Here is a 26,121-nt window from a genome sequence, read left to right on the forward strand (position 1 = left end):
GATTTCTGTACGTTTTTTTGTGCAGACCGGCAAATGTAGACCAGATTCAATAGGCGCCCGCACGATCGCGCCGCGCCCCTGTTCCCTGCCGGAAGTCTGTAAAGGAGACCCCGTAATGCCGTCACCGATGATTTATCAGGATCTCACCACTGCCGCGCTGCTCGGCCATGCGGCGCAATATCACAGCGAGACCGAGATTGTCTCGGTGAGTACTGGCGGTGAGCAGGAGCGCAGCAGTTGGGGGGAGGTGGCCAGCCGCGCTCAGCGGCTGGCGTCGGCGCTGGCGTCGCTGGGGCTGCCGCCAGGCGCCCGCTGCGCTACCCTGGCATGGAACAATCGCCGCCACCTGGAGATCTATTTTGCCGTCGCCTCCGGCGGCTGGGTGACACACACTGTCAACCCGCGGCTGTCGGTTGACCATCTGCGGTATATCCTCAACGACGCTGCCGACGAAGTGCTGTTTTTTGACCAGACCTTTCTGCCACTGGTGGCGCAGCTGCTGCCGCAGCTGCCGACGGTGAAACACATCGTGCTGATGGAACCCCGCAGCGAAGCGGCGCTCAGCCAACTGCCCTCATTGCTGTTTTTTGACGATCTGTTGCAGCAGGGGACAGTAGACTATCGCTGGCCGCAGCTCAATGAACTGACCCCAGCTTCGCTCTGCTACACCTCGGGAACTACCGGCCGGCCGAAAGGGGTGTTGAATACCCATCGTTCGCTGGTCCTGCACGCCCTGAGCGGCAACCAGCCGGACGCCGCCGGCATATCGGCGAAGGACAGCCTGTTGCCGGTGGTGCCGATGTTCCATGTCAACGCGTGGGGGACGCCGTTTATCGCCGCCATGGTCGGCGCGCGGCTGGTGCTGCCGGGGCCGCACCTCGATGGCGACAGCCTGCTGCAGCTGCTGGCCGCCGAGAAGGTAACGGTGGGGTTTGGCGTGCCGGTGATCTGGGCCGGCTTGCTGGCGGCGATGCGCCGGACAGAGGTCCGGCTGCCTGAATTTAAACGTGCACTGGTTGGCGGCTCCGCGCTGCCGCCGTCGATGGCCGAGGCCTTTCAGCGTGATTACGGCATTGAACTGACCCACGCCTGGGGAATGACCGAAACATCGCCTATCGGCACCATCAACACGCCGTTGAGCAAACATGACGCGCTCCCGGCACAGGAGCAGCAAAAGCAGCGCGCCGGTCAGGGGCGGCCCATATTCGGCATCGAACTGCAGGTAGTGGACGTGGATGGCGAACCGTTGCCCCGGGATGGTCAAAGTCAGGGGTATCTGCAGGTCAGAGGGCACTGGGTGGTGGAGCAGTACTATGGTCAGGACGCGAGCGCCCTGACCGCGGGAGGCTGGTTTGATACCGGCGATATCGGTACGCTCGACGCCAATGGTTATCTGGTGATCTGCGATCGGGCAAAGGATATTATCAAGTCCGGTGGCGAGTGGATCTCCACCGTTGAGCTGGAGAATATCGCCATCGCGCATCCGGCGGTGCGCAGCGCGGCGGCCATCGCCGCCCGTCATCCGCGCTGGGACGAGCGGCCGGTGCTGCTGTGCGTTCGCGCGGAAGGGGGCGAAGTGGAAGAGACCGATCTGCTGACCTGGTTTGAGACGCGGGTGCCAAAGTGGCAGATCCCGGACCGGGTGATATTTGTCGACGCGCTACCGGTCAGCGCCACGGGTAAGGTGCTCAAAAATCAACTGCGCCAGGCCTACGGAGAGATTTTAATGAGTGAGGGAAAATGAGCCATGCGCGACCCGGTCTGACGACCTGCTCTCAGTATGATGCTGCCCTGTACGCCTTGTCGGCGGCGCGCCAGCGTTGGGCGGAAACCTCGGTGAACCGTCGTCTGGCGCTGCTGCGCCAGATCAAGGATGCCCTGGCTGGTATTGCCCCGGCGTGGGTGGCCGCCGCGGCGGCGGCCAAAGGGCTGCGGGCGGGCGATCCGCTGGCGGGGGAGGAGTGGCTGGCGGGCCCCTGCGCGCTAATGGTCGGCTGCAACGGGCTCATCGCCACCCTGGAGCAGCTGGAAGAGAAGACCTTTCTGCGGCGGATCCCGCTGCGGACGCTGGCGGACGGCCGCCTGGCGCTGCGGGTGGTGCCCGGCACGCTCTGGGATCGACTGTTGCTGTCTGGGGTTCGCGCTGAGATATGGATGCAGCCAGGCGTCACCCGGGCCCATCTTGACCGCTATGCGGCGCGGGCATACGACATCCCGCCGGCCGCGCGGCAGGGCAAGCTGGCGCTGGTGCTTGGCGCCGGCAATGTGGCCTCGATTGCGCCACTGGATGTGCTACACAAGCTGTTTATTGAAAATCAGGTCTGCCTGCTGAAGCTCAACCCGGTGAATGATTATCTGCACGATCTGCTGGCCCAGGCCCTGGCACCGCTGATTGCCATGGATGCGCTCCGCATCGTCACCGGCGACGCCCAGGCGGGAGCATGGCTGACCAGCCATCCCGCTGTCGATGAGATCCATATCACCGGCTCTCGCGAGACCCATGACGTCATCGTCTGGGGCGACGGTGAAGCGGCTCGCCAGCGTCGGGCCTCCGGGACGCCGCTGAACCCGCGTCGGGTGACTTCGGAGCTGGGCGGCGTCAGCCCTACCATTATCGTACCCGGGCCGTGGAGCGAGGCGGATATTGCGTTTCAGGCGCAGCAGCTGGCGACGCAGAAGATGAACAACGGCGGGTTTAACTGCGTGGCCAGCCAGGTGCTGATTCTGCAGCAGGGCTGGGAGCCAGCGACGGGCTTGCTGAATCAGCTGTACCGACTGATCGCCGCGAATACCCGCCCGGACTACTACCCCGGCGCTGAAAAACGGCTGACCGACTTTCGCCTGCGCGCCCGCCAGCCGCTGGAGATAGCGCGCGGCGACGCGCTGCCGTTGATTGTGGCGAACACCGACGATGACCCGGCGCTCTGTCAGCAGGAGGTCTTTGGCCCGGGGCTGTCGGTCACTCGTCTTGAGGCCGACAGTGCGGAAAGTTTTCTGCGCCAGGCGATCGGCTATGCGAATCAGCGGCTGCAGGGCACGCTGGGAGCCAATATTGTGATCCATCCGCGCACCCGCAAAGCGATTGGACGTAAGCGTTTTAACGCGTTAATCGCTGAGCTGCGCTACGGCACGGTGGCGATCAACTGCTGGAGCGGGGTGGCCTTCCTGTTGGCCCCTTGCCCGTGGGGCGCGTTTCCCGGCCACACGCTCGACGATATTCAGAGCGGGCGGGGCAAGGTGCATAACAGCTTTATGCTGGAGAAAACCGAGCGCACGGTGATTGAGGCGCCGTTTCGGCCGTTTCCGCGCAGTCTGTGGCATGGCGAACTGACGCTGATGCCCCTGCCGCCCTGGTTTATTACCCACCGGGGGCAGGAAGCGGTGGCGCAGAAGCTGGTGGATTTTTATCATCGGCCGCGCTGGCGCAAGCTGCCGGCGATCCTCTGGCGCGCGCTGAGGGGCTAAGGTGAGAGCAAAAAAAAGGCGGAACCGCGGTTCCGCCCTGCGGGATTAGCGGCCCGCTTTCAGCTTCTGGTAATACTCTTCATAAATGGCGCTGGCGCTGCCGACGTCATTCTGCCATTCGCCTTTCTCAATGGTCGCAGCGTCCGGATAGAGCGATTTATCGTTGGCCACTGCCGGGCTGAGCATTTTGCGCGCCGCCAGGTTTGGCGTGGGGTAGCCGATGGTTTCCGCGACCTGTTTGGCGACATCCGGGCGCAGCAGGAAGTTAATCAGCTTCAGCGCGCCGTCGACGTTTTTGGCATTCGCCGGGATCGACAGGCTGTCCATCCAGAAGATGCCGCCTTCTTTCGGCCAGATCACCTCCAGCGGGGTACCGGCCTGGCGTGCGACGTAAGCCGAGCCGTTCCATACCATCCCGAGGTTCACTTCGCCTTCCATATACGGGTTCGCCGGGTTATCGGAGTTAAACGCCGCGACGTTAGGCATTAACTTTTTCAGCTCGTTATAGGCGGCTTCAATCTCTTTCGGGTCGGTGGTGTTGCCGGAATAGCCCAGCTTACGCAGCGCCATCTGGAACACTTCGCGCGCGTCGTCGGTCAGCAGCAGGCTGCTTTTGTATTCCGGCTTCCACAGGTCGGCCCAGCTGGTGATGGTTTTCGGATCAATCGCATCGCTGTTGACGCCGATAGCCGTCGCCCCCCAGATATAGGGAATGGAGTAGTCGTTATTCGGATCGAACGGTTTGTTCAGCATCTGCGGATCGAGGTTGCTGAAGTTAGTCAGCTTACTCTTATCGATCTTCTGCAGCATCCCTTCTTTACGCATCTTGTCGACGAAGTAGGTCGACGGGACGACCAGGTCGTACGCGCCGTCTTTATAGGTCTTGAGCTTGGCATACATGGTTTCGTTCGACTCGTAGGTCGAATAGATGACCTTGATGCCGGTCTCTTTGGTGAACTGCTCCAGCAGGCCCGGCGGTACGTATTCGGTCCAGTTATAAAAATAGAGCGTTTTGCTATCGTCCGCGTGCGCGGCGCTCATGCCGATTGCCAGAGCGCCGGCTGCGAGCAGGTGGCGTGACCATTTTTTCATTTTAACGTCCCCTGAGTTTTATCACGTGCAATTAACTGACTGGCGATGACCATCACCAGCGACAGAACCAACAGAATCGTGGCCAGGGCGTTCACCTCAGGCGAAACGCCAACCTTGACCATCGAATAGATCTTCAGCGGCAGAATTTCATATCCCGGACCGGTCACGAACGAAGAGACCACCACGTCATCCATCGACAACGTGAAGCTCAGCAGCCATCCGGCGGCGACCGCCGGCAGGGCCAGCGGCAGGATGATTTTGCGCAGGATGGTCATCTCGCTGGCGCCCAGATCTTTCGCCGCCTCCAGCATCCGCACATCAAAGCCCTTCAGCCGGGAGAACACGGTGACCACCACAAACGGCAGGCAGAAGGTGATATGCGAAAACAGCAGCGACCAGAAACCAAGCTGAATACCGATCAGCATAAACAGCACCAGCAGAGAGATGGCCATCACAATATCTGGCGACATCATCACCACAAACAGCATGCCGCTGACAAACGGTTTGCCGCGAAAGCGGTAACGGTACAGCGCCACGGCGGTCAGCGAGCCGATAAGGGTGGCGAAGGTTGCCGACAGCACCGCCATGGTCAGGGAATGCTGGGCGGCCTGCAGCAGGCTATCGTTGTTCATCAGCAGGCTATACCAGTCGGTGGTGAACCCCTGCCAGTTGATACCAAAGCGCGACCGGTTAAACGAGTTAACGATCAGAATAATAATAGGGATGTAGAGATACGCGTAGATGGCGGTCATAAAGCCGCCGCGCAGCAGTCGACCGATCATTCCAGCTCCACCTTTTTATTCAGCAGGCGCGCCGCGCGCCAGTAAATCAACAGCATCAGGCCCATCACCAGGGTTAAGGTAATGCTGGTTGCCGCGCCGAACGGCCAGTCGCGAATATTCAGGAACTGACTCTTGATCACGTTGCCGATCAGCAGGTTCTTGGCGCCGCCCATCAGGTCGGAAACGTAGAACAGCCCCATCGCCGGCAACATCACCAGCAGACAGCCGGCGATGATCCCCGGCATGGTCAGCGGGATGATAATGCGGATAAAGGTCTGCAGCTTGCTGGCACCGAGATCTTTCGCCGCTTCCAGCAGCGGGCGATCCAGTTTCTCAATGCTGGAGTAGAGCGGCATCACCATAAACGGCAGCAGGATATACACCAGGCCGATAATCACCGCCGAGGGGGTGAACATAATGCGTATCGGCGTGTCGATCACCCCTAACCACAGCAGGAACTCGTTCAGATAGCCTTTGGTACTGAGGAAAATCTTCAGCCCGTAAATACGGATCAACGAGTTGGTCCAGAAGGGGACGATCAGCAGAAACAGCAGCAGGGGGCGCACCTTCTGCGGCAGCCGGGCGAGGAACCACGCAAACGGGTAGCCCAGCGCCAGGCAGGCGAGGGTCGCCAGCAGCGCCATGTTCAGTGAATGCAGCAGCACGTCGTAGTAGAGCGGATCCAGCAGCCGCGAGTAGTTGTCCAGCGTGAAGACCAGCTTGACGAAGTTGGCGTCGTCGCGGGTCAGAAAGCTGGTGGCGATGATCATCAGGTTGGGCAGGAAGACAAACAGCACCAGCCAACCGACGATGGTGGCGATCACCACATTCTGGAATTTACTGGAGTTCTTCATCGGCCAGCACCACCTCCCAGCTCTCCACCCAATTGATAGACATTTTCTGGTCAAGAGAGTGGTCGAAATCCGGGTCGTCTTCGTTAAAGAACTCGCTGACCATCACCATTTTGCCGTTTTCCAGCTCGACCACCGACTCAAGGGTCATCCCCTTATAGTTACGCTCTCGCACATAGCCGATCAGGCCGTCGGCGTCGCTGTTGTGGTGGATCTCATCGACGCGCAGATCTTCCGGGCGCAGCAGGACGTGCAGACGCTGGCCGGCCTCCACGGCAAAATTGACGGTGATGTTGCACTCCCGTCCTTCGACGTTGGCACGCACGCGCTGCTCGTCGAGGCGCTCGATCACGGTGGCGTCGAAGATATTGATCTCGCCGATAAAGCTGGCGACGAACAGGTTTTTCGGCTCTTCGTAGATCTCTCGCGGGGTGCCGTCCTGTTCGATTTTGCCATCGCGCATGACCACGATGCGATCGGACATGGTCAGGGCCTCTTCCTGATCGTGGGTCACGAAGACGAAGGTGATCCCGAGCTTACGCTGCAGCGCTTTCAGTTCGTTCTGCATCTGCTTGCGCAACTTGTAATCCAGCGCCGAAAGGGATTCATCGAGCAGCAGCAGGCGCGGTTTGTTAACCACCGCGCGGGCGATGGCCACGCGCTGCTGCTGGCCGCCGGAGAGCTGGTGCGGTTTGCGCTGGGCAAAGTCTTCCAGCTGTACCATCTTTAAGGCATCCAGAACCCGCGGGGTGATTTCCGCCGCCGGGGTTTTCTGCATCCGCAGGCCAAAGGCGACGTTCTCGAATACCGTCATATGCGGAAACAGGGCGTAGCTTTGAAAGACGGTATTGACGTGGCGGTTTTCCGCCGGGACATGGGTGATATCGTGATCTTCGAGATGGATCCGTCCGCTGTCGACGTTTTCCAGGCCGGCGATAAGGCGCAGAACGGTGGTTTTACCGCAGCCAGAGGGGCCAAGCAGGGTGAGAAACTCACCATTGTTGATGGTCAGGTTAAGGTTATCGATGACCGTTTTACCATCAAAGCTCTTGCGAATTCCCGCCAGTTGCACCAGCGGCGAACGCGAACGCGGTTGTATATTCAATTTTTGACTCTGTCCCATGTAGACGCAACGGAAACTTCCGACCGCTGCGGGGTTTGTGATTAACCACCTTTGGGGTTGCACGTTTTTAATAAGGGCCAGCATTCTACGGCAAACGAGGGTAATCGCCAATCCTTGATACGCCTGCATAGTCTACCTTTACACCATAACGTCGGTTCCGTTATTAAATTTCGCTTTACGGGCTAAGAATGACCTGACGCAATATTTGTCTTTTCTGGCTTATGAATAATGTTGTCACAAAAGAAGAGGGTGGCTACATGGATAAATTGCTTGAGCGTTTTTTGCAGTACGTTTCTTTGGACACGCAGTCGAAGCCTGGCGTTCGTCAGGTCCCCAGCACGGAAGGGCAGTGGAAGCTGTTACGCCTGTTGCAGGCGCAGCTGGAAGAAATGGGACTGATCAAGGTAACGCTGAGTGAAAAAGGGACGGTAATGGGAACCCTGCCCGCCAACGTGGAGGGCGATATCCCGGCCATCGGCTTTATCTCTCACGTCGATACTTCCCCGGATTTCAGCGGTAAAAACGTTAATCCGCAGATTGTCGAAAACTATCGCGGCGGCGATATCGCGCTAGGCATCGGCGATGAGGTGCTCTCCCCGGTGATGTTCCCGGTTCTGCATCAGCTTTTGGGGCAGACGCTGATCACCACCGACGGGAAAACGCTGCTGGGGGCGGACGACAAGGCCGGCATCGCCGAGATCATGACCGCGCTGGCGACCCTGCAGGCGAAAAACATCCCTCATGGCGATATCCGCGTGGCCTTCACCCCCGATGAAGAGGTCGGAAAAGGGGCGAAGCATTTCGATGTCGAGGCCTTTGATGCCCGCTGGGCCTATACCGTCGACGGCGGTGGCGTGGGGGAACTGGAGTTTGAAAACTTCAACGCCGCCTCGGTGACCATTAAGATTGTCGGCAATAACGTGCATCCCGGCACCGCAAAAGGGGTGATGGTCAACGCGCTGTCGCTGGCTGCGCGCATTCATGCCGAAGTGCCAGCCGACGAGGCGCCGGAGACCACCGAAGGTTATGAAGGCTTTTATCACCTCACCAGCATCAAAGGCAGCGTGGATCGGGCCGAGATGCACTACATCATCCGCGATTTTGACCGCAAGCACTTTGAGGCGCGTAAACGCAAGATGATGGAGATCGCCAAAAAGGTCGGCAAGGGGCTGCACCCGGACTGCTATATCGAGCTGGTGATTGAGGACAGTTATTACAACATGCATGAGCAGGTTATCGCCCATCCGCACGTGGTCGATATTGCCCGCCAGGCGATGGTGGACTGCGATATTGAACCGCAGATGAAGCCGATCCGCGGCGGCACCGACGGCGCGCAGCTCTCGTTTATGGGACTGCCGTGCCCGAACCTGTTTACCGGCGGCTACAACTATCACGGCAAACATGAGTTTGTCACCCTGGAAGGGATGGAGAAGGCGGTGCAGGTGATCGTGCGTATCGCCGAGCTGACGGCAACACGAAAAGGGAAATAGCCTTCGCAACCAGGCTTGTCGCACAAGATGCCGGATGGCGGCTAACGCCTTATCCGGCCTACGACTCGTGCGATCTGATGCTAATTTACCCACTTGCGCGACTGAAACTGCCGGTGTTGGCGGCCTCAAAATCGCTGAGACGTTCCCGGAAGGCAGGGGCAGCCCGCATGGATGCGGGCTGAGGGCCGTGTTTTGCACGGACGCTGCCTCGGCCCGACCCGAAGCCTGCAGGGATAAGTCGAAGGCACCACGAAGTGGCGATTTTGCTGGCCGGAGCCCGGGGGTACAGGGGGCGGCGGCGACTGGCCGCCCCCTGTGCGCTCCCTACTTCATGAGTAACATAACGCAGAATACATATTGGGAGCGCAATCTGCTCGGAAATAACACAGAACAAACGTTTTTCCCGGGTCGAAACCGTTGCAAACCGATACAGGAGCTACGGAAATCGTGCTGTTTGTAGGCCCGGCAAGCGCAGCGCCGCCGGGCAGGATGATGGCTCAGTCGCCAAAGAACCAGTAGCCGCTGTTGACCAGCGCTGCCAGCATGGCGAGGAATGACGGATCTTCCAGCGCATCGCCAAAATGGTCGGCGCGCAGCGTCAGATGGGTGGCTAAGGCGTCCAGCGCCGGGCGGTGCGGGGAGTTGATCTTCTCGCCATTGACGAACACCTCGCCGTCAATGCGCAGCACCCGCAGGCCGCCCAGGCGTTCCAGCGTGTCGCCCTGCTGCAGAGCATCGTAAATTTCATCTGGCTGATACGGCGGCTCCGGCGGCGCGACGTCGAGCTCATGACGCGACTGGGTGATAAACTCGCCAAACCACTGTTTAAAGTGCTCTGGTTGATTAATCAGCCCCAGCATCATCTCGCGCAGGCGGTCGAGTTCGACGGGTAAAATATCCGCCGGATGGTCGCGGGACGGCACGTCCGGATCGGCGTAGCGCTGGCTGCCCAGTTCGCGCTGGAGAACGTAGTCGGCAAAGCCGCTGAACAGCTCGCGGGCATTCGGCGCGCGATAGCCGACCGAATAGTTGAGCGAATTTTCCAGCGAGTACCCCTCATGCGGGAATCCTGGTGGAATATAGAGAATATCCCCCGGCTCCATCTCTTCATCGATGATCGCCTCGAAGGGGTCAACCTGCAGCAGGTCCGGATGCGGGCAGTGCTGTTTCATCGGCACCTTTTCCCCGACGCGCCAGCGCCGACGGCCGGTGCCCTGAATGATAAACACATCATACTGATCCAGATGCGGACCGACGCCGCCCCCGGGTACCGAGAAGGAGATCATCAGATCGTCGATACGCCAGTCCGGCAGAGCGCGGAACGGATGCATCAGCGCCGCTGAGGGCTCATGCCAGTGGTTAACCGCCTGCACCAGCAGGGACCAGTTGTTTTCACTCAGGTGATCGTAGCTTTCGAAGGGACCGTGACTGACCTGCCATTTTCCATCCTGATGGCTGACAAGGCGGCTATCGACCTCGCTCTCCATGGCCAGTCCAGCCAGTTCGTCCGGGCTTAGGGGGTCGATAAAATTGGCGAAGCCGCGCTTCAGTACCACCGGCCGTTTTTGCCAGTAGCGTTCGATAAAGTCGGGCCAGTTAAGCGTTAATTGATAATCCATATTGATATTCCACTGCAGGTGTCTGACAGGGATTATAACGGATGCGGCGCCCCGGCGATGCAGGCGCCGTTAAAAAACTCAATGATTAACCCTGTTTATCTTCCATCAGCTGGCGGCCAAACACCACCTCCATGCAGGCGCCGCCGAGCAGGCTTTCGCTGGCGATAATCTCCCCGTCATATTGCTCGACGATTTCGCGGGCGACGGAGAGCCCCACACCCTGGCCGGGGCGCAGCGTATCTGCCCGCTGGCCGCGGTCGAAGACGGCGCGGCGCTGGCTCTGCGGGATCCCCGGGCCATCGTCTTCCACCAGAATATGCAGATGGCTGTCGGTGGTCTGGCGCACGGAAACTTCCACAAACTCCAGACAGTACTTACAGGCGTTATCGAGAACGTTACCCATCACTTCCATAAAATCATTCTGCTCGCCGACAAAAGTGATCTCCGGCGAGATGTCGAGCGAGATATTGACCCCTTTGCGCTGATAGACCTTGTTGAGAGCGGAGGTCAGGCTATCAAGCAGCGGGGCGATCGGATGCAGCTCCCGGCTCAACAGGGTGCCGCCGCTGCGCATGCTGGCGCGATGCAGATAGTAACCAATCTGCTGCGAGATGCGGCTTATCTGCTCCAGCATCACCGGCTCCGCCTCGTCGACGCTGATCTTCTCGCCGCGCAGCGAGCGCAGGGTGCTCTGCATCACCGCCAGCGGCGTTTTCAGGCTGTGGGTGAGATCGGTGAGGGTGGTGCGGTATTTGTCATAGCGTTCACGCTCGCTGCGAACCAGCCGGTTAAGGTTGCTGACCAGCCGGGTCAGCTCGCGGGTGGTGTTGGGATTGAGCTTTTCGCGGTGGTGCTCCTCCAGCTCACGTACCTCTTTCGCCAGCGACTCGATAGGCCGCAGGCTCCACCATGCGGCGACCCACAGCAGGGGGATCACCAGCAGCAGGTTGGCGGCCAGCACGTAGATAAACCAGCTCCACACCATATAGCTGCGCTTGAGCTCCACCGGAATGGTATCTACCACCACAATGCTGAGCTGGGGCATTTTGCTGGTGGCCGGATAGAGGTTGATCGCCACCGAGTGGGTCATCTCCGAATCGTCGCCCTGCTCGCGGATGGCGTCCAGCTGTTCCTGAATCTCGTGGTTGTTGCGCAGCAGCATGCTGCTGCTGTCGACATCGGCTTCGATCTCATGGAAACCATTGCGCTTCAGCCATTCCGGTTGAATGCGTTTCGCCAGCCAGGGGACATCGCGCTGCGCCCACAGCAGTTTACCCCTCTCATCGTAGATAAGGGTCACCGTCGGGCTTTCCATATTCAGGTTTTCCGGGATATCGACGTCAATAGCGCCGTTCTCCCATTTCGCCAGCATATAAAAGAGATTGCTCTCGCCGCGCAGCAGGCGGAAGGTGGTTTTATCGAAGCTGACACTGTAGCCCACCAGCGCCACCATGCCATAGGCCAGGGAGAGCACCAGTACGACCCCGGCGGTCGCAAGCAGGAAGCGAACCCGTAATGACAGGGGGAAGATATGCCGCAACAGTCCCTTCATCAGCGCAGTTCGAACAGATAGCCCTGGCCGCGCACCGTGGTGATGACGTCCTGCGGGTATTCAGCCTGAATTTTCTTGCGCAGCCGGCCCATCAGTACGTCAATGGTATGGCTTTCGCGCAGTTCGGCATCCGGGTAAAGCTGGAGCATCAGGGAATCTTTGCTGACCACTTTGCCGCGGTTACGGATCAAGGTTTCCATTATGGTGTATTCAAAGGCGGTCAGCTTGATCGGCTGGTCATTCACCGACAGCTCGCGCCGGGAGAGGTCGACCTGGAACGGCGGCAGGGAGATCACCTGCGAGGCCAGGCCGCTGTTGCGGCGCAGCAGCGCCTGCATGCGGGCGGCAACCTCTTCAATATGGAAAGGCTTGGTGACGTAATCATCCGCCCCGGCGCTCAGCACTTCCACTTTATCCTGCCACCCTTCGCGGGCGGTCAGCACCAGCACCGGCAGCGACACATCGTGGCTGCGCCAGCGGCGGATCAGCGATAGTCCGTCTTCATCCGGCAGGCCGAGGTCGACGATGGCGATATCCGGGAGATGTTCGCCCAGATAGTAGTCCGCTTCCCTGGCATCTTCCGCCGCATCGACCTGATGGCCCAGCTCCTGCAGCTGAACTTTGAGGTGGTGACGCAGCAGGGCGTTATCCTCAACCACGAGTACGCGCATGACTGTTCTCCCTTCCTGTGTTGATAGTAATCTGACGCTCATTATATACGCAAAATATAAACAGCTGTTAAATAAAGCTTTTTATACCAACGGCGCATAACACCGCCAGGCAGGCCAGCCTTCGGCGATGCCCTTTGCGCATAGTGCATGGAACTCCTTCATTCTATGCGTAATTTCAGCAAACGCCCAGCGGCAGAGCGCGGGCAGTGCGCGGGTTGGTGATGTTAATTTTTTGTGTAATAGTGCTGGGATCACCTCTCAATGACGCCGCAGGTTATCCATTATGTCTCAGCAGAAAAGTGCGGACTGGGTCAGGCTGGCGCAGTCGCCCAGTCAGACGGAACGCATCGAAGCCTTCTTCGGCGGCCACGGCTACGAGCCGCACCGGCATGATACCTATGCTATCGGCCAGACGATCGCCGGCGTGCAGAGCTTTCACTATCGCGGCGGACTCCAGCACAGCCTGCCCGGCGGGACGATGGTGCTTCACCCGGACGAAATACACGACGGCGAGGCGGGCACCGAGGCGGGGTTTCACTACCGCATGGTCTATATCGAACCGGCGCTGATCCAGAAGATACTCGGCGGCAGGCAATTGCCGTTTATCCCCGGCGGCCTGTCGGCGGATCCGCGCCTGCGTTGCGCCGCGCAGCCGTTGTTAAAAGCGGTCACGGACACCTTCGAGCCGCTGGAGGAAGAGGATGCTCTGTACGACCTGGCGCAGACCCTGGCTGTGGTCGGCGGGCAGCGTTCCCGCCGCCAGGCATTTGACTATCAGGCGGCGGAGAGGGCCCGGGAGTATATCCATGCCTGTTTTATGCAGGATATGACCCTCGACACCTTATCGCAGGTCAGCGGCCGGGACCGCTGGAGCCTGAGCCGGGATTTCAGAACGCTGTACGGCACCAGCCCGTGGCGTTACGTCATGATGCGCCGGCTTGATTTTTGCCGCCAGCGGATGCGCGCCGGGGAGCGTCTGGTGGATATTGCCGCCGACGCGGGGTTTGCCGATCAGAGCCACATGACGCGCCAGTTTATCAGCCGCTTTGGTCTCTCTCCGGGCCGCTGGCTGCGGGCGATCCGCGGCTAGCGCGGTTCAGGTTGCACAATCGTTCAAGCGTGACCGCGGCGAGGCGAACTATGCTGACTGCCTTTATCACAAGGAGACAGCCCATGTATCAACTCGTTAATCTTGCTCAGAAATTTTCCCTGTTCAGCGAACAATGGCAGCCCAAAGTGGTGGCTGAGATGAACGACTATCAGTTCAAGATCGTGCGCATCGCCGGCGATTTTATCTGGCACAGCCACCCGGAAACCGATGAGACATTGATGGTGGTGGAGGGGGTATTACGCGTGGACTTCCGCGACGGACATGTGCTGGTGAAGGCCGGGGAGATGATCGTCGTGCCGTGCGGGGTGGAACATAAGACTTCGGCGGAGACGGAAGCGAAGCTCATGCTGATTGAGCCGCGCGGCGTACTGAATACCGGCCATGAGGGCGGCGAGCGGACGGCGGTGAACGACGTCTGGATCTGATGGCTTTCCGGCGACACAACGCCCCTCTTTCCGGCGGAAAGAGGGGCAGGGCGATTACTTCAGTTCGTCAACCATGGTGGTTGCGCGACCAATATAGTTGGCCGGGGTCATCGCTTTGAGGCGCACTTTTTCGTCTTCCGGCAGGGCGAGGCTGTCAATAAACTGCTTCATCCCTTCCGCGTCAACGCGTTTGCCGCGGGTCAGCTCTTTCAGCTTCTCGTACGGTTTTTCGATACCGTAACGGCGCATCACGGTCTGGATCGGCTCAGCCAGTACTTCCCAGTTGTGATCCAGTTCGTCCAGCAGGCGATCCTGGTTCAGCTCCAGCTTGCTGATCCCTTTGAGGGTGGACTGATAGGCGATCAGCGCATAGCCGATTCCCACGCCGAGGTTACGCAGGACGGTGGAGTCGGTCAGGTCGCGCTGCCAGCGGGAAACCGGCAGTTTGCTGGCCAGGTGCTGCATGACCGCATTGGCCAGGCCGAGGTTGCCTTCGGAGTTTTCGAAGTCAATCGGGTTCACCTTGTGCGGCATGGTGGAGGAGCCGATTTCCCCGGCGATGGTCTTCTGTTTGAAGTGGTTGAGCGCGATGTAGCCCCACACATCGCGATCGAAATCGATCAGAATGGTGTTGAAGCGCGCGATGCAGTCAAACAGCTCAGCGATGTAGTCATGCGGCTCGATCTGGGTGGTGTACGGGTTCCACTGAATGCCCAGAGAGGTGACGAACTCTTCGCTGAACTGATGCCAGTCGACTTCCGGGTAGGCCGCGATGTGGGCGTTGTAGTTACCCACCGCGCCGTTGATTTTACCGAGGATTTCCACCTGGTTCAGCTGACGGTACTGGCGCTCCATACGGTAGGCGACGTTCGCCATCTCTTTACCCATGGTGGACGGCGTTGCCGGCTGACCGTGGGTACGGGAGAGCAGCGGCACATCGCGGTACTGGGTTGCCAGATCTTTTACCGCGTCAATCAGCTTGCGCCAGTAAGGCAGAACCACTTCGTCGCGGGCGGTTTTCAGCATCAGCGCGTGGGAGAGGTTATTGATGTCTTCAGACGTACAGGCGAAGTGAATAAACTCTGATACCGCGTGCAGCTCGGCGACGTCAGCGACTTTCTCTTTCAGAAAATACTCTACCGCTTTCACGTCGTGGTTAGTGGTGCGCTCGATGTTTTTGATGCGCTCCGCGTCTTCGACGCTGAAATCGGCGACGATTTTGTCAAGGAAACCGTTTGCGTCGGCAGCAAAAGCAGGAACTTCCTTGATCGCTGCGTGGGCGGCCAGTTTTTGCAGCCAACGTACTTCCACCTGAACGCGGAATTTCAGCAAACCGAATTCGCTGAAGATACCGCGCAGCGCGCTGACTTTATCGCCGTAGCGGCCGTCTACAGGGGAAACGGCGGTCAGTGAGGATAATTCCATAGATCACAACTCCGGGGTTAAATGAGCAAGAATTTGCTTTGCCTGGTTAACCAGACGATTACGGGAAAACATAAGCTGCAGACGTCCGCCGCCCACCTGATGCCAGAGCACCGCGGCGCGAATACCCGCCAGCAGCGCTGAGCGAACTTTCGCCTGCACCTGCGGGCTTTGCAGCACGGCCGGCGAGCCGGTCACCTGAATACGCGGCCCCAGCGGGCTTATCACGTCAACATAGATGCCTGCCATGGCGCTGAGCAGCGTTTCGGACTGCAGGTCAAAGTGTTCCAGTTGACGGTGCAGGCCGGCGATGCGGTTGCCGAGCGTGTCCATCGCCCCTTTACTGGCGGCGAGCTTGCGCTCCAGCACCATCAGGCTCAGGGTATAGCGCGTCAGTTCAGCATTGAGGCCCTGACGGCTGCTGGTATTGAGCACCCCGAGCAGCGTTTCAAGGCCGAGGCGAAGATTGGCTTCACTGCCACCGAACACCGCCAGCGTCGACTCGGGATCGAGGTCGATGATGCTGTTCAGCGACACATGCAGGGCATCGCTGTCGCAATGTCCCTGATGCGCCAGTTGCTGAACCAGTCGTGCCGCCTGGCAAACGCCAGCCAGCGCCAGCGTGATGTCATAGTAATTCTTCGCCACACATACTCCTTGTCAGCCGTCGGGGCGGTTCGTCCCGACGGAAATAACGCGCGTTCAGGACTGCAGAGGCAGTCGTTGTTCAATAATTCCGCCGCCGAGGCACACTTCACCCAGATAGAACACTGCGGACTGGCCCGGGGTGACCGCCGCGACCGGCTCATCAAAGCGAACTTCGATACGGTCTTCATCCAGCGCGGTGACGGTGCAGGGGATATCGGTCTGGCGATAGCGGGTTTTCACCGTACAGCGCAGGGTGCCCTGCAGCGGTTCACGGTCAACCCAGTGCAGCTGTTGGGCAATCAGGCCGACGGACATCAGGCGCGGGTGGTCATGGCCCTGGGCGACGATAAGAATATTATTCTCAACGTCTTTATCGACCACGTACCACGGATCTTCGCTACCCTCTTTGGTGCCGCCGATGCCCAGCCCTTTACGCTGGCCCAGCGTATGGTACATCAGCCCCTGATGGGTACCGATCTCCTCGCCGTCGACGGTGAGAATTTTGCCCGGCTGCGCCGGCAGATAGCGGCCAAGGAAATCGCGGAATTTACGTTCGCCGATAAAGCAGATGCCGGTGGAATCTTTTTTCTTCGCGGTGATCAGATCCAGCTCTTCGGCGATCTTACGCACCTGCGGTTTTTCCAGCTCACCCACCGGGAACAAGCTCTGGGCAATCTGCTCGTGGCTAAGGGTATAGAGGAAGTAGCTCTGATCTTTGTTACCGTCGAGGCCGCGCAGCAGCTGGCTTTTGCCGTCGACATCGGCGCGGCGCACATAGTGCCCGGTGGCGATGTAGTCGGCGCCGAGGTCTTCGGCGGCAAACTCGAGGAAGGCTTTAAACTTGATCTCTTTATTGCACAGAATATCCGGGTTCGGCGTGCGGCCGGCTTTGTACTCTTCCAGGAAGAGCTCAAAGACGTTATCCCAATATTCGGCGGCAAAGTTAACGGTGTGCAGTTCAATGCCCAGCTTATCGCAGACCGCTTGCGCATCGGCAAGATCGGCGGCGGCGGTGCAGTATTCCTCGCCGTCGTCTTCCTCCCAGTTCTTCATGAACAGGCCTTCCACCTTATACCCTTGCTGCAGCAACAGGTACGCGGAGACCGAGGAGTCGACGCCGCCGGACATGCCGACGATCACTTTTTTCTGGCTTTCTGACATGGAAATACTCGCTACATTGAACTTCGAGGCGGCGTATTCTAGCACGCGCTCACCGTTCATTCACCCCCTGTGAACGGCCAGTTAAATGCGCCAATCAGCGACAGCGGCTGGCGCGGGTCCTGCAGGTAGCAGCGAATGCTTTCGGCAACCAGCGGTGAGCGCAGGTTCGGTGCGTTAAGAATTTCCTCAGCACTGAGCCACAGGCAGCGATCGATATCGCTGTCATGCGGTTCGGTGGCGCACAGATCGCTAAGTTCGATGGCGAACAGGAAGCGCAGAAACGGCGTGTTATCGGGAGCGACCCACTGGTGCATGCGGATGAAGTGCTGCGGCGTGGCGCGAATGCCGGTCTCTTCCCACAGTTCGCGTTCGGCGGCCTGCAGCAGCGTCTCATTGGCCTCCAGGTGGCCCGCCGGCTGGTTCCACAGCGCTTTGCCGTTAATGGTCTCTTCGACGATGAGGAATTTATCCTCGGCGTGAACCACGCAGGCAACGGTGACATGAGGTTTAAACATCGCTTTTCCTTTTTAGTTATTCGGCTTTACGCCATTCGCCGTTGGCCAGCCCGTCAAGCGTATAGCCGCCCATGGCGTAGCGGATCAGACGCAGGGTGGGGAAGCCGACGTGGGCGGTCATCCGGCGCACCTGGCGGTTACGTCCCTCGTAAAGGGTGATTTTCAGCCAGCGGGTGGGGATCGATTTGCGCTCGCGAATAGGCGGGTTGCGCGGCCACAGCCACGCGGGCTCCTCCACCACTTCCACGCCTGCAGGCAGGGTGGGGCCATCGTTGAGCGTGACGCCGTCGCGTAGCGCGGCCAGCGCCTCGGCGGTGGGTTCGCCTTCCACCTGGACGTAGTAAATCTTGCCGGTGCGTTTACCCGGCTGGGTTAGCTTCGCCTGCAGCGCGCCATCGTTGGTCAGCACCAGCAGCCCTTCGCTGTCGCGGTCAAGACGACCGGCGGCGTAGACGCCCGCCACGGGGATAAAATCTTTCAGCGTGCTGCGCCCGGCTTCGTCGGTAAATTGCGGCAACACATCATAGGGTTTATTGAACAAGATCACAGTTTTTGGCTGGCGTTCTTTACGTTGTCTGGTGACTTGTTGTGTGCTGAATCGCTCAACGCGATGTTTTCTAAATGAAGTTTTCTGCATGGTATTTTCAGGCTCTATCAATTGCCGCATTATAGCCTAATTACGAATGCCTTTCATGGACGCAAACATTCAGGTAGTATTGACATGCTCATTACAAATTATTAACAAAAAATTGCTCAAACCGATTCGCACTACAGGCAGGAAGGCGACACGGACGCGATAGCTCCGCTTAGCGGGAAAACCCGGTACGCTGGAGCTGGCCGACTCAGCCAACACCAGGCTCGCGTGAAGAGGGAAGAGCAGAACCAGAAGCGCTCGAAGGAGAGGTTAATGGAAAGCAAAGTAGTAGTTCCGGCGGAAGGTCAAAAAATCACCCTGCAAAACGGCAAACTGAACGTCCCTCACAATCCGATTATCCCGTTCATTGAAGGCGACGGTATCGGCGTTGACGTTACCCCAGCGATGCTGAAAGTGGTTGATGCCGCCGTTGAGAAAGCCTATAAGGGCGAGCGTAAAATTTCCTGGATGGAAGTTTACACCGGTGAAAAATCGACCCAAGTCTATGGCCAGGATGTCTGGCTGCCAGCTGAAACCCTCGATCTGATTCGTGACTACCGCGTTGCTATCAAAGGTCCTCTGACCACCCCAGTCGGCGGCGGCATCCGTTCTCTGAACGTGGCGCTGCGCCAGGAGCTGGACCTCTACGTCTGCCTGCGTCCGGTACGTTACTACCAGGGCACCCCGAGCCCGGTTAAGCACCCTGAACTGACCGATATGGTTATCTTCCGTGAAAACTCAGAAGATATCTATGCCGGTATCGAGTGGAAAGCCGACTCTGCTGAAGCAGACAAAGTCATCAAATTCCTGCGCGATGAGATGGGCGTGAAGAAAATTCGCTTCCCGGAACATTGCGGTATCGGCATCAAGCCGTGCTCTGAAGAAGGCACCAAACGCCTGGTTCGCGCCGCGATTGAATACGCGATCACCAACGATCGTGATTCCCTCACCCTGGTGCACAAAGGCAACATCATGAAGTTCACCGAAGGCGCGTTCAAAGACTGGGGCTACCAGCTGGCTCGCGAAGAGTTCGGCGGCGAGCTGATCGACGGCGGCCCGTGGGTGAAAATCAAGAACCCGAACACCGGTAAAGAGATCGTGGTGAAAGACGTGATCGCCGATGCGTTCCTGCAGCAGATCCTGCTGCGTCCGGCGGAATACGACGTTATCGCCTGTATGAACCTGAACGGCGACTACATCTCTGACGCGCTGGCGGCACAGGTTGGTGGTATCGGTATCGCCCCGGGCGCCAACATCGGTGACGAGTGCGCGCTGTTCGAAGCGACTCACGGTACTGCGCCGAAGTATGCTGGCCAGGACAAAGTGAACCCGGGCTCCATCATCCTGTCCGCAGAAATGATGCTGCGCCACATGCAGTGGTTCGAAGCCGCAGACCTGATCGTCAAAGGCATGGAAGGCGCTATCGCCGCCAAGACCGTGACCTATGACTTCGAACGTCTGATGGAAGGCGCTAAACTGCTGAAATGTAGCGAGTTTGGCGACGCGATTATCGCGAACATGTAATCCCGTTGGTGGATTAAGTAAAAGCGGGAGCCGATGGGCTCCCGTTTTTTTTGGAGAGTGCGGAGGCTTCCCCAAAACTTCCCCAAAATTCCTCCCCAAAACTGATTGAAGATCATACTGCTTTTTTACCAACAACGATCCACTCTTTACCGCGATCATCATTGTATCTGTCAGTCATTTTCATTGTTTTGTGGCCCAATAGTTTCTGGGTGTCTATCCCTTGCTCACGATACAAGCGCTCGGAAAGAGATCTCTGTTCATGGAAAGTCGGTGCTGTTCCCTCTTCCCAGGTGAGACCGCTTTTATCCCGTGCTTTCTTGAACGTTGAAGTAAGTGTTTTGGCTGACACTTGGTCACCACGACTAGCCTGTGAGGTGCTATGGCGAAAATGAACAAGGTATTTACTCACCACAGCATCTCTACATTTTGAAATAACATCACTCAGAGTAATATTTAACGCTTCATTTCTGAGAGAAAGGGGAATGGCTAAACGAGTTCCTGTTTTCTCCTGCTCAATATGCAGCATATCATCCCATACATCCGAAAACTTCATATTGCAAATATCTCCAAGGCGTTGCCCTGTTACAATGGCAAGCAACATTCCACATTGCAAATAAGGTTGTTGTTGTTCGGCAGATGTATAAATAGCCTCCCATTCCTCCAGAGATAGCCTTTGTCTGCTTATCTTATTTCGTGGCTGTTTCGTTGCTTGGGCAGGGTTGTATCCTGGTGGAACGTGACCAGCATGTTGAGCCTCTTTAAAAACATCTATTAGTACCATGCGTACAACTTGAGCCATCCTGTTATGACCCTCTGCCTTAACAGCATCTGTTATTTCGGAAATATCAAGTGCTGTTATATCCTTAAGATATTGCATACCACAATGTTCACGAAAAAGACGGATTGGTTTAGCTTTCTGTCGAAAAGAGTTTGGGCGCAGTTCGCTGTGTTTCAATCTTTCCTCCTGCACCAATTCATATTTGTCGAGCCATGAAGAAACTGTAATATCCGTGCGGTTTCCTTTCATGCGTGCCAGACGCTCATTAATACCAAGGATCTGCCTGGTGCGCTGCTCTGCAATAATCGTATTTGCTTCACTTGCCACCTGCTTTGCTTCAGCTTCGTCCGTGCCTAGGCTATGAAAACGACCAGAGATAGGGTGTTTGTATTGCCAGTAAACCTTTCCGGTACGTTTATCAAGTTTGCAATATAGGTTTGGAATAGTGATTTTATGGGTACGCGGTCTAGCTGCCATCGCTAATTATCCGTCTCAGTTTTGGGTTAACATGTATTGGAAGTTGAGGTTCAGCAACTACACCTATAAAACGAGCTTCTTTGTCAACCATCCAGCGCCGTCCTACTCTCATCGGTGGTGGCGCTATCATCTGACCTTTAGCGTATTTTTTTAATACTCGCTCGCTAGGGGCTTCACTGCCGAATTCATCTTTCGCCCATTCGAGTAAAGAGACCATACGTGACATTTCTTCTCCATATACCGGCTGCACCCGGTTATCGAACGTTATAAGCACATGACGAGCAACCACCACGGATCCCGTCATTACATCTTCTGCATAGCTGGTGGTCTCGATCATCCTTATCTGTTTCGTAAATCTTCAGTTTGGCAATCACCGTTTTAGATACTGGTAGAATCTGTTTGCGAAGGTTTGCAACTTCATCGGCTAATTCCATAAGACGGCAATGAAGGTCCTTTGCTTCATCCTTATACCAGGCTAAATCATCCCGCATACGCCTCCATCGCCGGCGCTTTAATTTACTTGGCATCAGTCATCATCCTCATCCTCGTCGTCATCGCAGGAAGCGAGCAGTGGATTCATTCGCAACCCTACCTGGCTGGCGTACCCGCGGCGACCGAGGTTGTGCAGCACGCTGTAGATTTCGAACATTTCGGTTCGCTCATCACCAATATCAAACTCACAGGCCAGCGTGTGGCATTCAGTGGCGAGCGCTGATATCTTCTCAAGCAGTTCGACCTTATTCACCTTTCACCTCCCTTGGTGTAGCTGTGAAATGCTCAACGCCTTTAGCCCAAATAGCTTTGATAGTCGTCCAGGTGACAGGTACTGTTATTTCAATTCTCCCGCTACCGTCACATGTTTCACATTCATCATCACCAAAGCATTCCGGGCAGTTTACAAACCTGGTTTCTGAAAACTCACCGGATAGCGCCTCCTTAGCGCCGTTCTCAGCAGTTAATCTCAAAGGCACCATCACGTAACCATCCAGCACTACCGGTGCTGGCTGCTCCATTCCCACCAAAACAGCTTCAACTCTGTCAAATACCGCCTGCATGTCAGAGACATTAGTCATGCCGGTTGGTGTGAAGATGTGGCGCATGGTGGCATCACCGATGTTGTATTTTTCCGGCACTGGCTGCGCATGGCGATAGAGCAGAATAATTCGGCGCTCGTCTGCATGCGGTGTAACAGGTTTAACAGTAAACAGGTATCCGCAACCACTACGCTCAACGTCCCGTAACTCTTCTTCATCAGTCCACGCCAGCGGCTCGCTGTCCATTACGGCCAGCGCCATACGAGCCAATACCTTGCTTTCGCCATGCTTCAGGAATCCATCTTCAGCGATTTCCTGCAGGCGCTCTCTGGTTAATTTGCTGGTCATTGGTTGGCTCCTTCTGGCTTGATTCCGCCGTCACAATGCGGGCATGGGCCAGCTTGCTGACCGTTTTTGATCGTCCTGCCATACGAGCAACGGTAACACCTTAAATTTTTAGCCTTTTCCGTCGCTCGGATAATGTCCCTGCCGAATCCCATAGAAATTCGCTCAAGATAGCCGCGCTTTATCAGGCTTTCAGCCATGGTGCCGACTCTAACTGGAAGGAGAGAGTCGCCATCCCATAAAGCCGTTTTACGTAATGGGCTAATTTCGATTTCCCAGCCGTGGACAATTGCTGGCTTTAAAAACTCGCGTTCGCGTTTGTTTAGTGGTTTGCCCATCACTCAGCCTCCACCTTGATGCCAGCGGAGGCAGCTGTACGCGCATAAACGATCACGCCATCCTCGGGGCGCTTGCGTGGCAAAAAGATGCCGGGGCGCGGCCACAACGCAATAAAGCGAGATTCACTGTTTTCAAGACGGTGAAATGCCTTCTCGCTCATCACACCTACCGGGCGAAGATGCTCCTGTTCGCGCTCCAGCTCTGCTATGCGCTTCTTAGTTTCCAGCAAATCCGAAAGACCCTGTTTAGTGGTGAACATGAGTTGGATGGCCAGCGCTTTCCAGGTGACAGGCTGAAGCTGCCCACAACCATTTGGGCATGGCTCCGGTTCGATTTCGACAGTTGTAATTGTGTCTGCTGTAACGCTGATGATGTTTTTCGTCTGAACGAACGAGCACTCAGTGCAGCGCAATATGCCGGGAGCGGTACCAGAAGACTCCGTCTCGGCGATGCGCTTCTCTGCCGCATCCAAGTCTTCCCCTAATTTCTGCGCCATCTGAAACCAGTTAGCGCGCTGCTCTTCCTTAAGCTCCAGCGCCTCTACCAGCAATAACGCGAGTTTTCGCAGATGGTCTTTACTGCCGTTTGCCGGATTTGAAAGCTCAGCACGCAGCTGCGCCAGTTCGGTGATATCAGTCATCTGAGTTATCCTCGCAGCAGTAGTGAGCGCCGTCCGGGTCAGTGCTTTTGAAACCGCAGATATCACACTCAATTTCGTAACGGGCTTCATCGCAGTCATCGCAGTCATGGCTTTCTGGCTCGTCGGCCTTGTAATAACCGCCGCAAAAGGCGCAGCGGACTTCTGCAACATCGTCATAGTTCGCAGTCCCGGTAATCATTTGTCGGCCCCCTCGAGCATCTGGTGGCGAATGTAGGCCGCATAGCTTTCGGCTCGTTCTGCGGTGAGGTTGTAGCTGCATTTCATGTTTACAGAGCAGCCATCCTTATTGGCAAAACCGCGGTAAGTTGACGCCATTTCCTCCACCCCATCAGCCTTAATCCCGGCATAGATGCGATCGGTGGCTGGGACCGGGTTTTCAGCATTAACATCGCGGGAAACGTACATGTTGATTTCTGAAACATAATCCAGCGGCACACCCGCGAACATGGTTCCTTCGCCTTCAGAGAAGTATTCAACGTGGTTGTCGCTTATGTCGGTCAACAAGCGAATCATCGACATGTTCTCCGCAGCCAGCTGCACATATGCTTTAGCCAGCTTCAGGAACTTCTGCTCTCTGATCGACAGCTCGCCTGCCGACTCCAGGGAAGCGATGAGCTCGTTTACTGTTTCGATGTTCATGCTGTCACCCATTCAATAACCATGCAGATCCCCCAGGTCACGACGAAAACAGCGACCCAACCGGCAATTTCGATCACAGCTGCGAACCAGAGCAGGGCGCGCCGGCTGTAATTTTCAGGTTCAAAGTTCATTGCGCCTCCCCAAGCACCCAGCGCAGAGCCTCGGCATATTCGCCGCTGGCATCTTCGAGGGCTTTTGCAATTTCCTTGCGCGATTTGATACGCGGCTTTGCTTCACCGAGTATCTGACGTTGCCGACGGGCTTTTTCGTGGCCTTTGGTACCAGCGGTCGCCAGCTCGATTTCTGCCACTTTTGTCCGCTGTTCTTCAGGTGGGAGCGCACCAAGCTGACGCGCCTCGGTAACGGTGACAGTTCCGGACTCCACTGCATCCCGAACAGCCTGGGTGGCATCCAGCAATGACAGCGTTGCGCGTACGGTCTGGACACTCACGCCAAACATCAGCGCTAAATCGTCCTCGTCGTGGCCGCGCTCCAGCGCATCAGCCATTTTCTTTGCTCGGCCCAGCGGTGTATCTGCCTGGCGGATTTCGTTAGCACTTACCATCGCCTGCGCCATGCGAATGGCGGAGCCACGTTTAGCGACTGCCGGAACCAGTAACGGTTCTTTGCCTTCTTTCGTCAGACGCTTGTTAGCTTCCAGTGTATGGCGCACACGCTGGCGGCCATCAACCACACAAGACAGCCCTGTCTCCGGGTCTTTCCAGACGATAATCGGCTCAAGAACGCCCTGGTCCATGATGTTCAGCACCATTGCCTCGCTGATAGGCAGGTGGATGCGCTCATCGTAAAGCGGGTGCGTTTTGTCGATAACCAGGTGCAGTTTTTCAGGTTCAAACGCTAAAACGTTCGTTTTGCCGCTGGCGCCGTATACGACCTTTGAGTCTTTAGCCATGGTTATTAACCCCATTCAGGCCTGCCAACACTGCAGCCTGTGCTGTGTTTTGGTCCATTGCTTCGGTAAGGGCGATGAACGTTACATCCAGCCGTGAAGCGATATTGCGCATTAACTCTGCTTTTTCCGGTGGTAGATCGGGTGCCGCAGCGTAAGCTGCAGCGACCAGTTCTTTAACTTTCATATGTGCCATTAGCGCCGCTCCATCAGCTGGTGGAAGCGGTTCATGAACATCCCGTAGGCCTGGCCTGGGCGAACCGGATTAATAACGAATTGATCCGTCGGAATAATGCCTTCGAGCATGGGCCAGACAGTGCCGTCGTCGATCTCAAAATCACGACGTTCGCTGGCCAACATCACCAGGTCGGCATATTTAACGGTCGGTTGCTGCTCAGCCGGCAGGCCGAATTTCTGACGTATTGCAGAATCAACCCGAATCTCCATTGCGCAATAGTCAGGTAAGAGGTGCTTAAGCGGAGCCGGAATATCCTGCAGGTAAGCCTCGGCAGCATCGTGGAGAAGTGCCTCAAGTGCGAACTCCTGCGGTACGAGCAGGCTGGATAAAACGCTGTGCTGTCCAACGCTGTAGAACTCTGGCAGGTGGCCGGCAAATCGGCAGATATGCGAGAGGGCGGTGGCAATATCCTCGATCTCGATCGCGTCTTGCTGGATATCGAGATAATTAAAATGTTTGCCTGAAAGGGTTTGAATAAAGCTCATTATTTTTTCTCCATACGTTACGCCTGCACAGCGCTGTTATTTGGGTGTAGAAATCCCTCGCCAGAAGGCGATAAATAAAATGATTACGCTTCAATAAATCCCCGCAGCAGCGGAGATTTAAGGCTGAGCA

General features: G+C 57.0%; 30 protein-coding genes. 6 read left to right on the plus strand and 24 right to left on the minus strand.

What is annotated here, in order from left to right; genetic code table 11:
• Window positions 1-115: 115 nt before the first annotated feature.
• Both NKJ21_RS00340 and NKJ21_RS00345 read left to right on the plus strand, forming a co-directional pair.
• Entirely contained in the window at window positions 116-1,744 is a 1,629-nt protein-coding gene (locus NKJ21_RS00340) for a long-chain fatty acid--CoA ligase (RefSeq protein ID WP_023322319.1), read from the plus strand.
• The gene (locus NKJ21_RS00345; RefSeq protein WP_023339893.1) at window positions 1,741-3,465 is read left to right on the plus strand and encodes an aldehyde dehydrogenase family protein; all 1,725 of its coding nucleotides are present in this window, start codon (window positions 1,741-1,743) and stop codon (window positions 3,463-3,465) included. Before NKJ21_RS00340 ends, NKJ21_RS00345 begins: the two co-directional genes overlap by 4 nt.
• 45 nt (window positions 3,466-3,510) lie before the next feature.
• Here the strand turns inward: NKJ21_RS00345 and potD are convergent, their stop codons facing one another.
• From potD to potA, 4 genes are read right to left on the minus strand one after another with little or no spacing between them, the layout of a single operon-like run.
• Complete coding sequence (potD, locus tag NKJ21_RS00350; RefSeq protein WP_008806018.1) at window positions 3,511-4,557, minus strand: spermidine/putrescine ABC transporter substrate-binding protein PotD; 1,047 nt, start codon at window positions 4,555-4,557, stop codon at window positions 3,511-3,513.
• Window positions 4,554-5,339 carry a spermidine/putrescine ABC transporter permease PotC gene (gene potC, locus NKJ21_RS00355; protein ID WP_012968557.1) on the minus strand — a complete coding sequence of 262 codons (786 nt, stop codon included), beginning with the start codon at window positions 5,337-5,339 and terminating at the stop codon, window positions 4,554-4,556. The genes potD and potC overlap by 4 nt, the downstream gene beginning before the upstream one ends.
• Complete coding sequence (gene potB / locus NKJ21_RS00360; protein WP_008806020.1) at window positions 5,336-6,193, minus strand: spermidine/putrescine ABC transporter permease PotB; 858 nt, start codon at window positions 6,191-6,193, stop codon at window positions 5,336-5,338. The genes potC and potB overlap by 4 nt, the downstream gene beginning before the upstream one ends.
• Window positions 6,177-7,313 (minus strand): spermidine/putrescine ABC transporter ATP-binding protein PotA, encoded by a 1,137-nt coding sequence (gene potA / locus NKJ21_RS00365; protein WP_012542217.1) that lies wholly within the window; start codon window positions 7,311-7,313, stop codon window positions 6,177-6,179. Before potA ends, potB begins: the two co-directional genes overlap by 17 nt.
• A gap of 257 nt (window positions 7,314-7,570) precedes the next feature.
• On the opposite strand from potA, the gene pepT reads away from it, so the two are divergent.
• Entirely contained in the window at window positions 7,571-8,803 is a 1,233-nt protein-coding gene (pepT, locus tag NKJ21_RS00370; RefSeq protein ID WP_016160629.1) for a peptidase T, read from the plus strand.
• Window positions 8,804-9,300: 497 nt separating this feature from the next.
• Here pepT and NKJ21_RS00375 read toward each other — a convergent pair whose 3' ends face one another.
• From NKJ21_RS00375 to phoP, 3 genes are all read right to left on the minus strand, one after another.
• The gene (locus NKJ21_RS00375; RefSeq protein ID WP_012542214.1) at window positions 9,301-10,422 is read right to left on the minus strand and encodes a cupin domain-containing protein; all 1,122 of its coding nucleotides are present in this window, start codon (window positions 10,420-10,422) and stop codon (window positions 9,301-9,303) included.
• An 85-nt stretch (window positions 10,423-10,507) separates the two neighbouring features.
• Complete coding sequence (gene phoQ, locus NKJ21_RS00380; RefSeq protein WP_008806025.1) at window positions 10,508-11,974, minus strand: two-component system sensor histidine kinase PhoQ; 1,467 nt, start codon at window positions 11,972-11,974, stop codon at window positions 10,508-10,510.
• Window positions 11,974-12,645, minus strand: a complete 672-nt coding sequence (gene phoP, locus NKJ21_RS00385; protein WP_004150807.1) for a two-component system response regulator PhoP — start codon at window positions 12,643-12,645, stop codon at window positions 11,974-11,976. The genes phoQ and phoP overlap by 1 nt, the downstream gene beginning before the upstream one ends.
• 283 nt (window positions 12,646-12,928) lie before the next feature.
• Here phoP and NKJ21_RS00390 point away from each other — a divergent pair, with 283 nt between their 5' ends.
• Window positions 12,929-13,735, plus strand: coding sequence for an AraC family transcriptional regulator (locus tag NKJ21_RS00390; RefSeq protein WP_254732601.1), 807 nt, complete (start codon window positions 12,929-12,931; stop codon window positions 13,733-13,735).
• Between the two features lie 83 nt (window positions 13,736-13,818).
• Entirely contained in the window at window positions 13,819-14,181 is a 363-nt protein-coding gene (locus tag NKJ21_RS00395; RefSeq protein WP_022065901.1) for a cupin domain-containing protein, read from the plus strand.
• Window positions 14,182-14,235: 54 nt separating this feature from the next.
• On the opposite strand, the gene purB is transcribed toward NKJ21_RS00395, so the two are convergent.
• Genes purB through rluE form a run of 5 tightly spaced genes read right to left on the minus strand, consistent with a single transcriptional unit; the run spans window position 14,236 to window position 18,594 of the window.
• Entirely contained in the window at window positions 14,236-15,606 is a 1,371-nt protein-coding gene (gene purB / locus NKJ21_RS00400) for an adenylosuccinate lyase (RefSeq protein WP_032732779.1), read from the minus strand.
• Window positions 15,607-15,609: 3 nt separating this feature from the next.
• On the minus strand, window positions 15,610-16,251 hold the full coding sequence (gene hflD / locus NKJ21_RS00405; RefSeq protein ID WP_004140557.1) for a high frequency lysogenization protein HflD: 642 nt from the start codon (window positions 16,249-16,251) through the stop codon (window positions 15,610-15,612).
• Window positions 16,252-16,305: 54 nt separating this feature from the next.
• Window positions 16,306-17,412: a tRNA 2-thiouridine(34) synthase MnmA gene (gene mnmA / locus NKJ21_RS00410; RefSeq protein ID WP_012542211.1), complete on the minus strand. Its 1,107-nt coding sequence runs from the start codon at window positions 17,410-17,412 to the stop codon at window positions 16,306-16,308.
• A gap of 56 nt (window positions 17,413-17,468) precedes the next feature.
• Entirely contained in the window at window positions 17,469-17,927 is a 459-nt protein-coding gene (locus tag NKJ21_RS00415; RefSeq protein ID WP_008806030.1) for an NUDIX hydrolase, read from the minus strand.
• Window positions 17,928-17,943: 16 nt separating this feature from the next.
• Window positions 17,944-18,594 carry a 23S rRNA pseudouridine(2457) synthase RluE gene (gene rluE, locus NKJ21_RS00420; RefSeq protein ID WP_023339894.1) on the minus strand — a complete coding sequence of 217 codons (651 nt, stop codon included), beginning with the start codon at window positions 18,592-18,594 and terminating at the stop codon, window positions 17,944-17,946.
• Between the two features lie 240 nt (window positions 18,595-18,834).
• Here rluE and icd point away from each other — a divergent pair, with 240 nt between their 5' ends.
• The gene (gene icd, locus NKJ21_RS00425; protein WP_008806032.1) at window positions 18,835-20,085 is read left to right on the plus strand and encodes an NADP-dependent isocitrate dehydrogenase; all 1,251 of its coding nucleotides are present in this window, start codon (window positions 18,835-18,837) and stop codon (window positions 20,083-20,085) included.
• Window positions 20,086-20,197: 112 nt separating this feature from the next.
• Here the strand turns inward: icd and NKJ21_RS00430 are convergent, their stop codons facing one another.
• The 12 genes from NKJ21_RS00430 to NKJ21_RS00480 form a co-directional block, all read right to left on the minus strand.
• Entirely contained in the window at window positions 20,198-21,340 is a 1,143-nt protein-coding gene (locus NKJ21_RS00430) for a site-specific integrase (RefSeq protein WP_254732603.1), read from the minus strand.
• Window positions 21,330-21,566 (minus strand): excisionase, encoded by a 237-nt coding sequence (locus NKJ21_RS00435; protein WP_008806034.1) that lies wholly within the window; start codon window positions 21,564-21,566, stop codon window positions 21,330-21,332. The genes NKJ21_RS00430 and NKJ21_RS00435 overlap by 11 nt, the downstream gene beginning before the upstream one ends.
• A 300-nt stretch (window positions 21,567-21,866) precedes the next feature.
• Entirely contained in the window at window positions 21,867-22,085 is a 219-nt protein-coding gene (locus NKJ21_RS00440) for a hypothetical protein (RefSeq protein ID WP_080901924.1), read from the minus strand.
• A complete protein-coding gene (locus NKJ21_RS00445) occupies window positions 22,078-22,722 on the minus strand; it encodes a hypothetical protein (RefSeq protein ID WP_130975073.1) in 645 nt (214 codons plus the stop codon). The genes NKJ21_RS00440 and NKJ21_RS00445 overlap by 8 nt, the downstream gene beginning before the upstream one ends.
• Window positions 22,719-23,057, minus strand: coding sequence for a hypothetical protein (locus NKJ21_RS00450; protein ID WP_232555231.1), 339 nt, complete (start codon window positions 23,055-23,057; stop codon window positions 22,719-22,721). The genes NKJ21_RS00445 and NKJ21_RS00450 overlap by 4 nt, the downstream gene beginning before the upstream one ends.
• On the minus strand, window positions 23,057-23,698 hold the full coding sequence (locus NKJ21_RS00455) for a hypothetical protein (RefSeq protein WP_254732605.1): 642 nt from the start codon (window positions 23,696-23,698) through the stop codon (window positions 23,057-23,059). Before NKJ21_RS00455 ends, NKJ21_RS00450 begins: the two co-directional genes overlap by 1 nt.
• Window positions 23,691-23,897, minus strand: coding sequence for a hypothetical protein (locus tag NKJ21_RS00460; RefSeq protein WP_136087717.1), 207 nt, complete (start codon window positions 23,895-23,897; stop codon window positions 23,691-23,693). The genes NKJ21_RS00455 and NKJ21_RS00460 overlap by 8 nt, the downstream gene beginning before the upstream one ends.
• Complete coding sequence (locus NKJ21_RS00465) at window positions 23,894-24,358, minus strand: hypothetical protein (RefSeq protein ID WP_254732607.1); 465 nt, start codon at window positions 24,356-24,358, stop codon at window positions 23,894-23,896. The genes NKJ21_RS00460 and NKJ21_RS00465 overlap by 4 nt, the downstream gene beginning before the upstream one ends.
• A complete protein-coding gene (locus NKJ21_RS27660) occupies window positions 24,355-24,489 on the minus strand; it encodes a hypothetical protein (protein ID WP_023322331.1) in 135 nt (44 codons plus the stop codon). The genes NKJ21_RS00465 and NKJ21_RS27660 overlap by 4 nt, the downstream gene beginning before the upstream one ends.
• Entirely contained in the window at window positions 24,486-25,271 is a 786-nt protein-coding gene (locus NKJ21_RS00470; protein WP_254732609.1) for a hypothetical protein, read from the minus strand. The genes NKJ21_RS27660 and NKJ21_RS00470 overlap by 4 nt, the downstream gene beginning before the upstream one ends.
• The gene (locus NKJ21_RS00475; protein WP_032701051.1) at window positions 25,264-25,464 is read right to left on the minus strand and encodes a hypothetical protein; all 201 of its coding nucleotides are present in this window, start codon (window positions 25,462-25,464) and stop codon (window positions 25,264-25,266) included. Before NKJ21_RS00475 ends, NKJ21_RS00470 begins: the two co-directional genes overlap by 8 nt.
• Window positions 25,464-25,991, minus strand: coding sequence for an HD family hydrolase (locus tag NKJ21_RS00480; RefSeq protein ID WP_251907956.1), 528 nt, complete (start codon window positions 25,989-25,991; stop codon window positions 25,464-25,466). Before NKJ21_RS00480 ends, NKJ21_RS00475 begins: the two co-directional genes overlap by 1 nt.
• Window positions 25,992-26,121: the final 130 nt, after the last annotated feature.

It is taken from the genome of Klebsiella sp. SWET4 (assembly GCF_024296565.1).
Taxonomy (GTDB): Bacteria; Pseudomonadota; Gammaproteobacteria; order Enterobacterales; family Enterobacteriaceae; genus Klebsiella; species Klebsiella variicola.

Bases quoted from the DNA above. Each gene is read 5' to 3' on its own strand.
- pepT (WP_016160629.1), top strand. From the start codon at position 7,571: ATGGATAAATTGCTTGAGCGTTTTTTGCAGTACGTTTCTTTGGACACG.
- NKJ21_RS27660 (WP_023322331.1), bottom strand. From the start codon at position 24,489: ATGAACTTTGAACCTGAAAATTACAGCCGGCGCGCCCTGCTCTGGTTC.
- NKJ21_RS00460 (WP_136087717.1), bottom strand. From the start codon at position 23,897: ATGATTACCGGGACTGCGAACTATGACGATGTTGCAGAAGTCCGCTGC.
- NKJ21_RS00450 (WP_232555231.1), bottom strand. From the start codon at position 23,057: ATGGGCAAACCACTAAACAAACGCGAACGCGAGTTTTTAAAGCCAGCA.
- NKJ21_RS00415 (WP_008806030.1), bottom strand. From the start codon at position 17,927: ATGTTTAAACCTCATGTCACCGTTGCCTGCGTGGTTCACGCCGAGGAT.
- NKJ21_RS00435 (WP_008806034.1), bottom strand. From the start codon at position 21,566: ATGTCACGTATGGTCTCTTTACTCGAATGGGCGAAAGATGAATTCGGC.
- potC (WP_012968557.1), bottom strand. From the start codon at position 5,339: ATGATCGGTCGACTGCTGCGCGGCGGCTTTATGACCGCCATCTACGCG.
- potB (WP_008806020.1), bottom strand. From the start codon at position 6,193: ATGAAGAACTCCAGTAAATTCCAGAATGTGGTGATCGCCACCATCGTC.
- rluE (WP_023339894.1), bottom strand. From the start codon at position 18,594: ATGCGGCAATTGATAGAGCCTGAAAATACCATGCAGAAAACTTCATTT.
- icd (WP_008806032.1), top strand. From the start codon at position 18,835: ATGGAAAGCAAAGTAGTAGTTCCGGCGGAAGGTCAAAAAATCACCCTG.
- NKJ21_RS00480 (WP_251907956.1), bottom strand. From the start codon at position 25,991: ATGAGCTTTATTCAAACCCTTTCAGGCAAACATTTTAATTATCTCGAT.
- NKJ21_RS00345 (WP_023339893.1), top strand. From the start codon at position 1,741: ATGAGCCATGCGCGACCCGGTCTGACGACCTGCTCTCAGTATGATGCT.
- mnmA (WP_012542211.1), bottom strand. From the start codon at position 17,412: ATGTCAGAAAGCCAGAAAAAAGTGATCGTCGGCATGTCCGGCGGCGTC.
- NKJ21_RS00340 (WP_023322319.1), top strand. From the start codon at position 116: ATGCCGTCACCGATGATTTATCAGGATCTCACCACTGCCGCGCTGCTC.
- NKJ21_RS00455 (WP_254732605.1), bottom strand. From the start codon at position 23,698: ATGACTGATATCACCGAACTGGCGCAGCTGCGTGCTGAGCTTTCAAAT.
- NKJ21_RS00375 (WP_012542214.1), bottom strand. From the start codon at position 10,422: ATGGATTATCAATTAACGCTTAACTGGCCCGACTTTATCGAACGCTAC.
- NKJ21_RS00475 (WP_032701051.1), bottom strand. From the start codon at position 25,464: ATGGCACATATGAAAGTTAAAGAACTGGTCGCTGCAGCTTACGCTGCG.
- NKJ21_RS00470 (WP_254732609.1), bottom strand. From the start codon at position 25,271: ATGGCTAAAGACTCAAAGGTCGTATACGGCGCCAGCGGCAAAACGAAC.
- phoQ (WP_008806025.1), bottom strand. From the start codon at position 11,974: ATGAAGGGACTGTTGCGGCATATCTTCCCCCTGTCATTACGGGTTCGC.
- NKJ21_RS00390 (WP_254732601.1), top strand. From the start codon at position 12,929: ATGTCTCAGCAGAAAAGTGCGGACTGGGTCAGGCTGGCGCAGTCGCCC.
- NKJ21_RS00445 (WP_130975073.1), bottom strand. From the start codon at position 22,722: ATGACCAGCAAATTAACCAGAGAGCGCCTGCAGGAAATCGCTGAAGAT.
- potD (WP_008806018.1), bottom strand. From the start codon at position 4,557: ATGAAAAAATGGTCACGCCACCTGCTCGCAGCCGGCGCTCTGGCAATC.
- purB (WP_032732779.1), bottom strand. From the start codon at position 15,606: ATGGAATTATCCTCACTGACCGCCGTTTCCCCTGTAGACGGCCGCTAC.
- NKJ21_RS00465 (WP_254732607.1), bottom strand. From the start codon at position 24,358: ATGAACATCGAAACAGTAAACGAGCTCATCGCTTCCCTGGAGTCGGCA.
- phoP (WP_004150807.1), bottom strand. From the start codon at position 12,645: ATGCGCGTACTCGTGGTTGAGGATAACGCCCTGCTGCGTCACCACCTC.
- NKJ21_RS00430 (WP_254732603.1), bottom strand. From the start codon at position 21,340: ATGGCAGCTAGACCGCGTACCCATAAAATCACTATTCCAAACCTATAT.
- NKJ21_RS00395 (WP_022065901.1), top strand. From the start codon at position 13,819: ATGTATCAACTCGTTAATCTTGCTCAGAAATTTTCCCTGTTCAGCGAA.
- potA (WP_012542217.1), bottom strand. From the start codon at position 7,313: ATGGGACAGAGTCAAAAATTGAATATACAACCGCGTTCGCGTTCGCCG.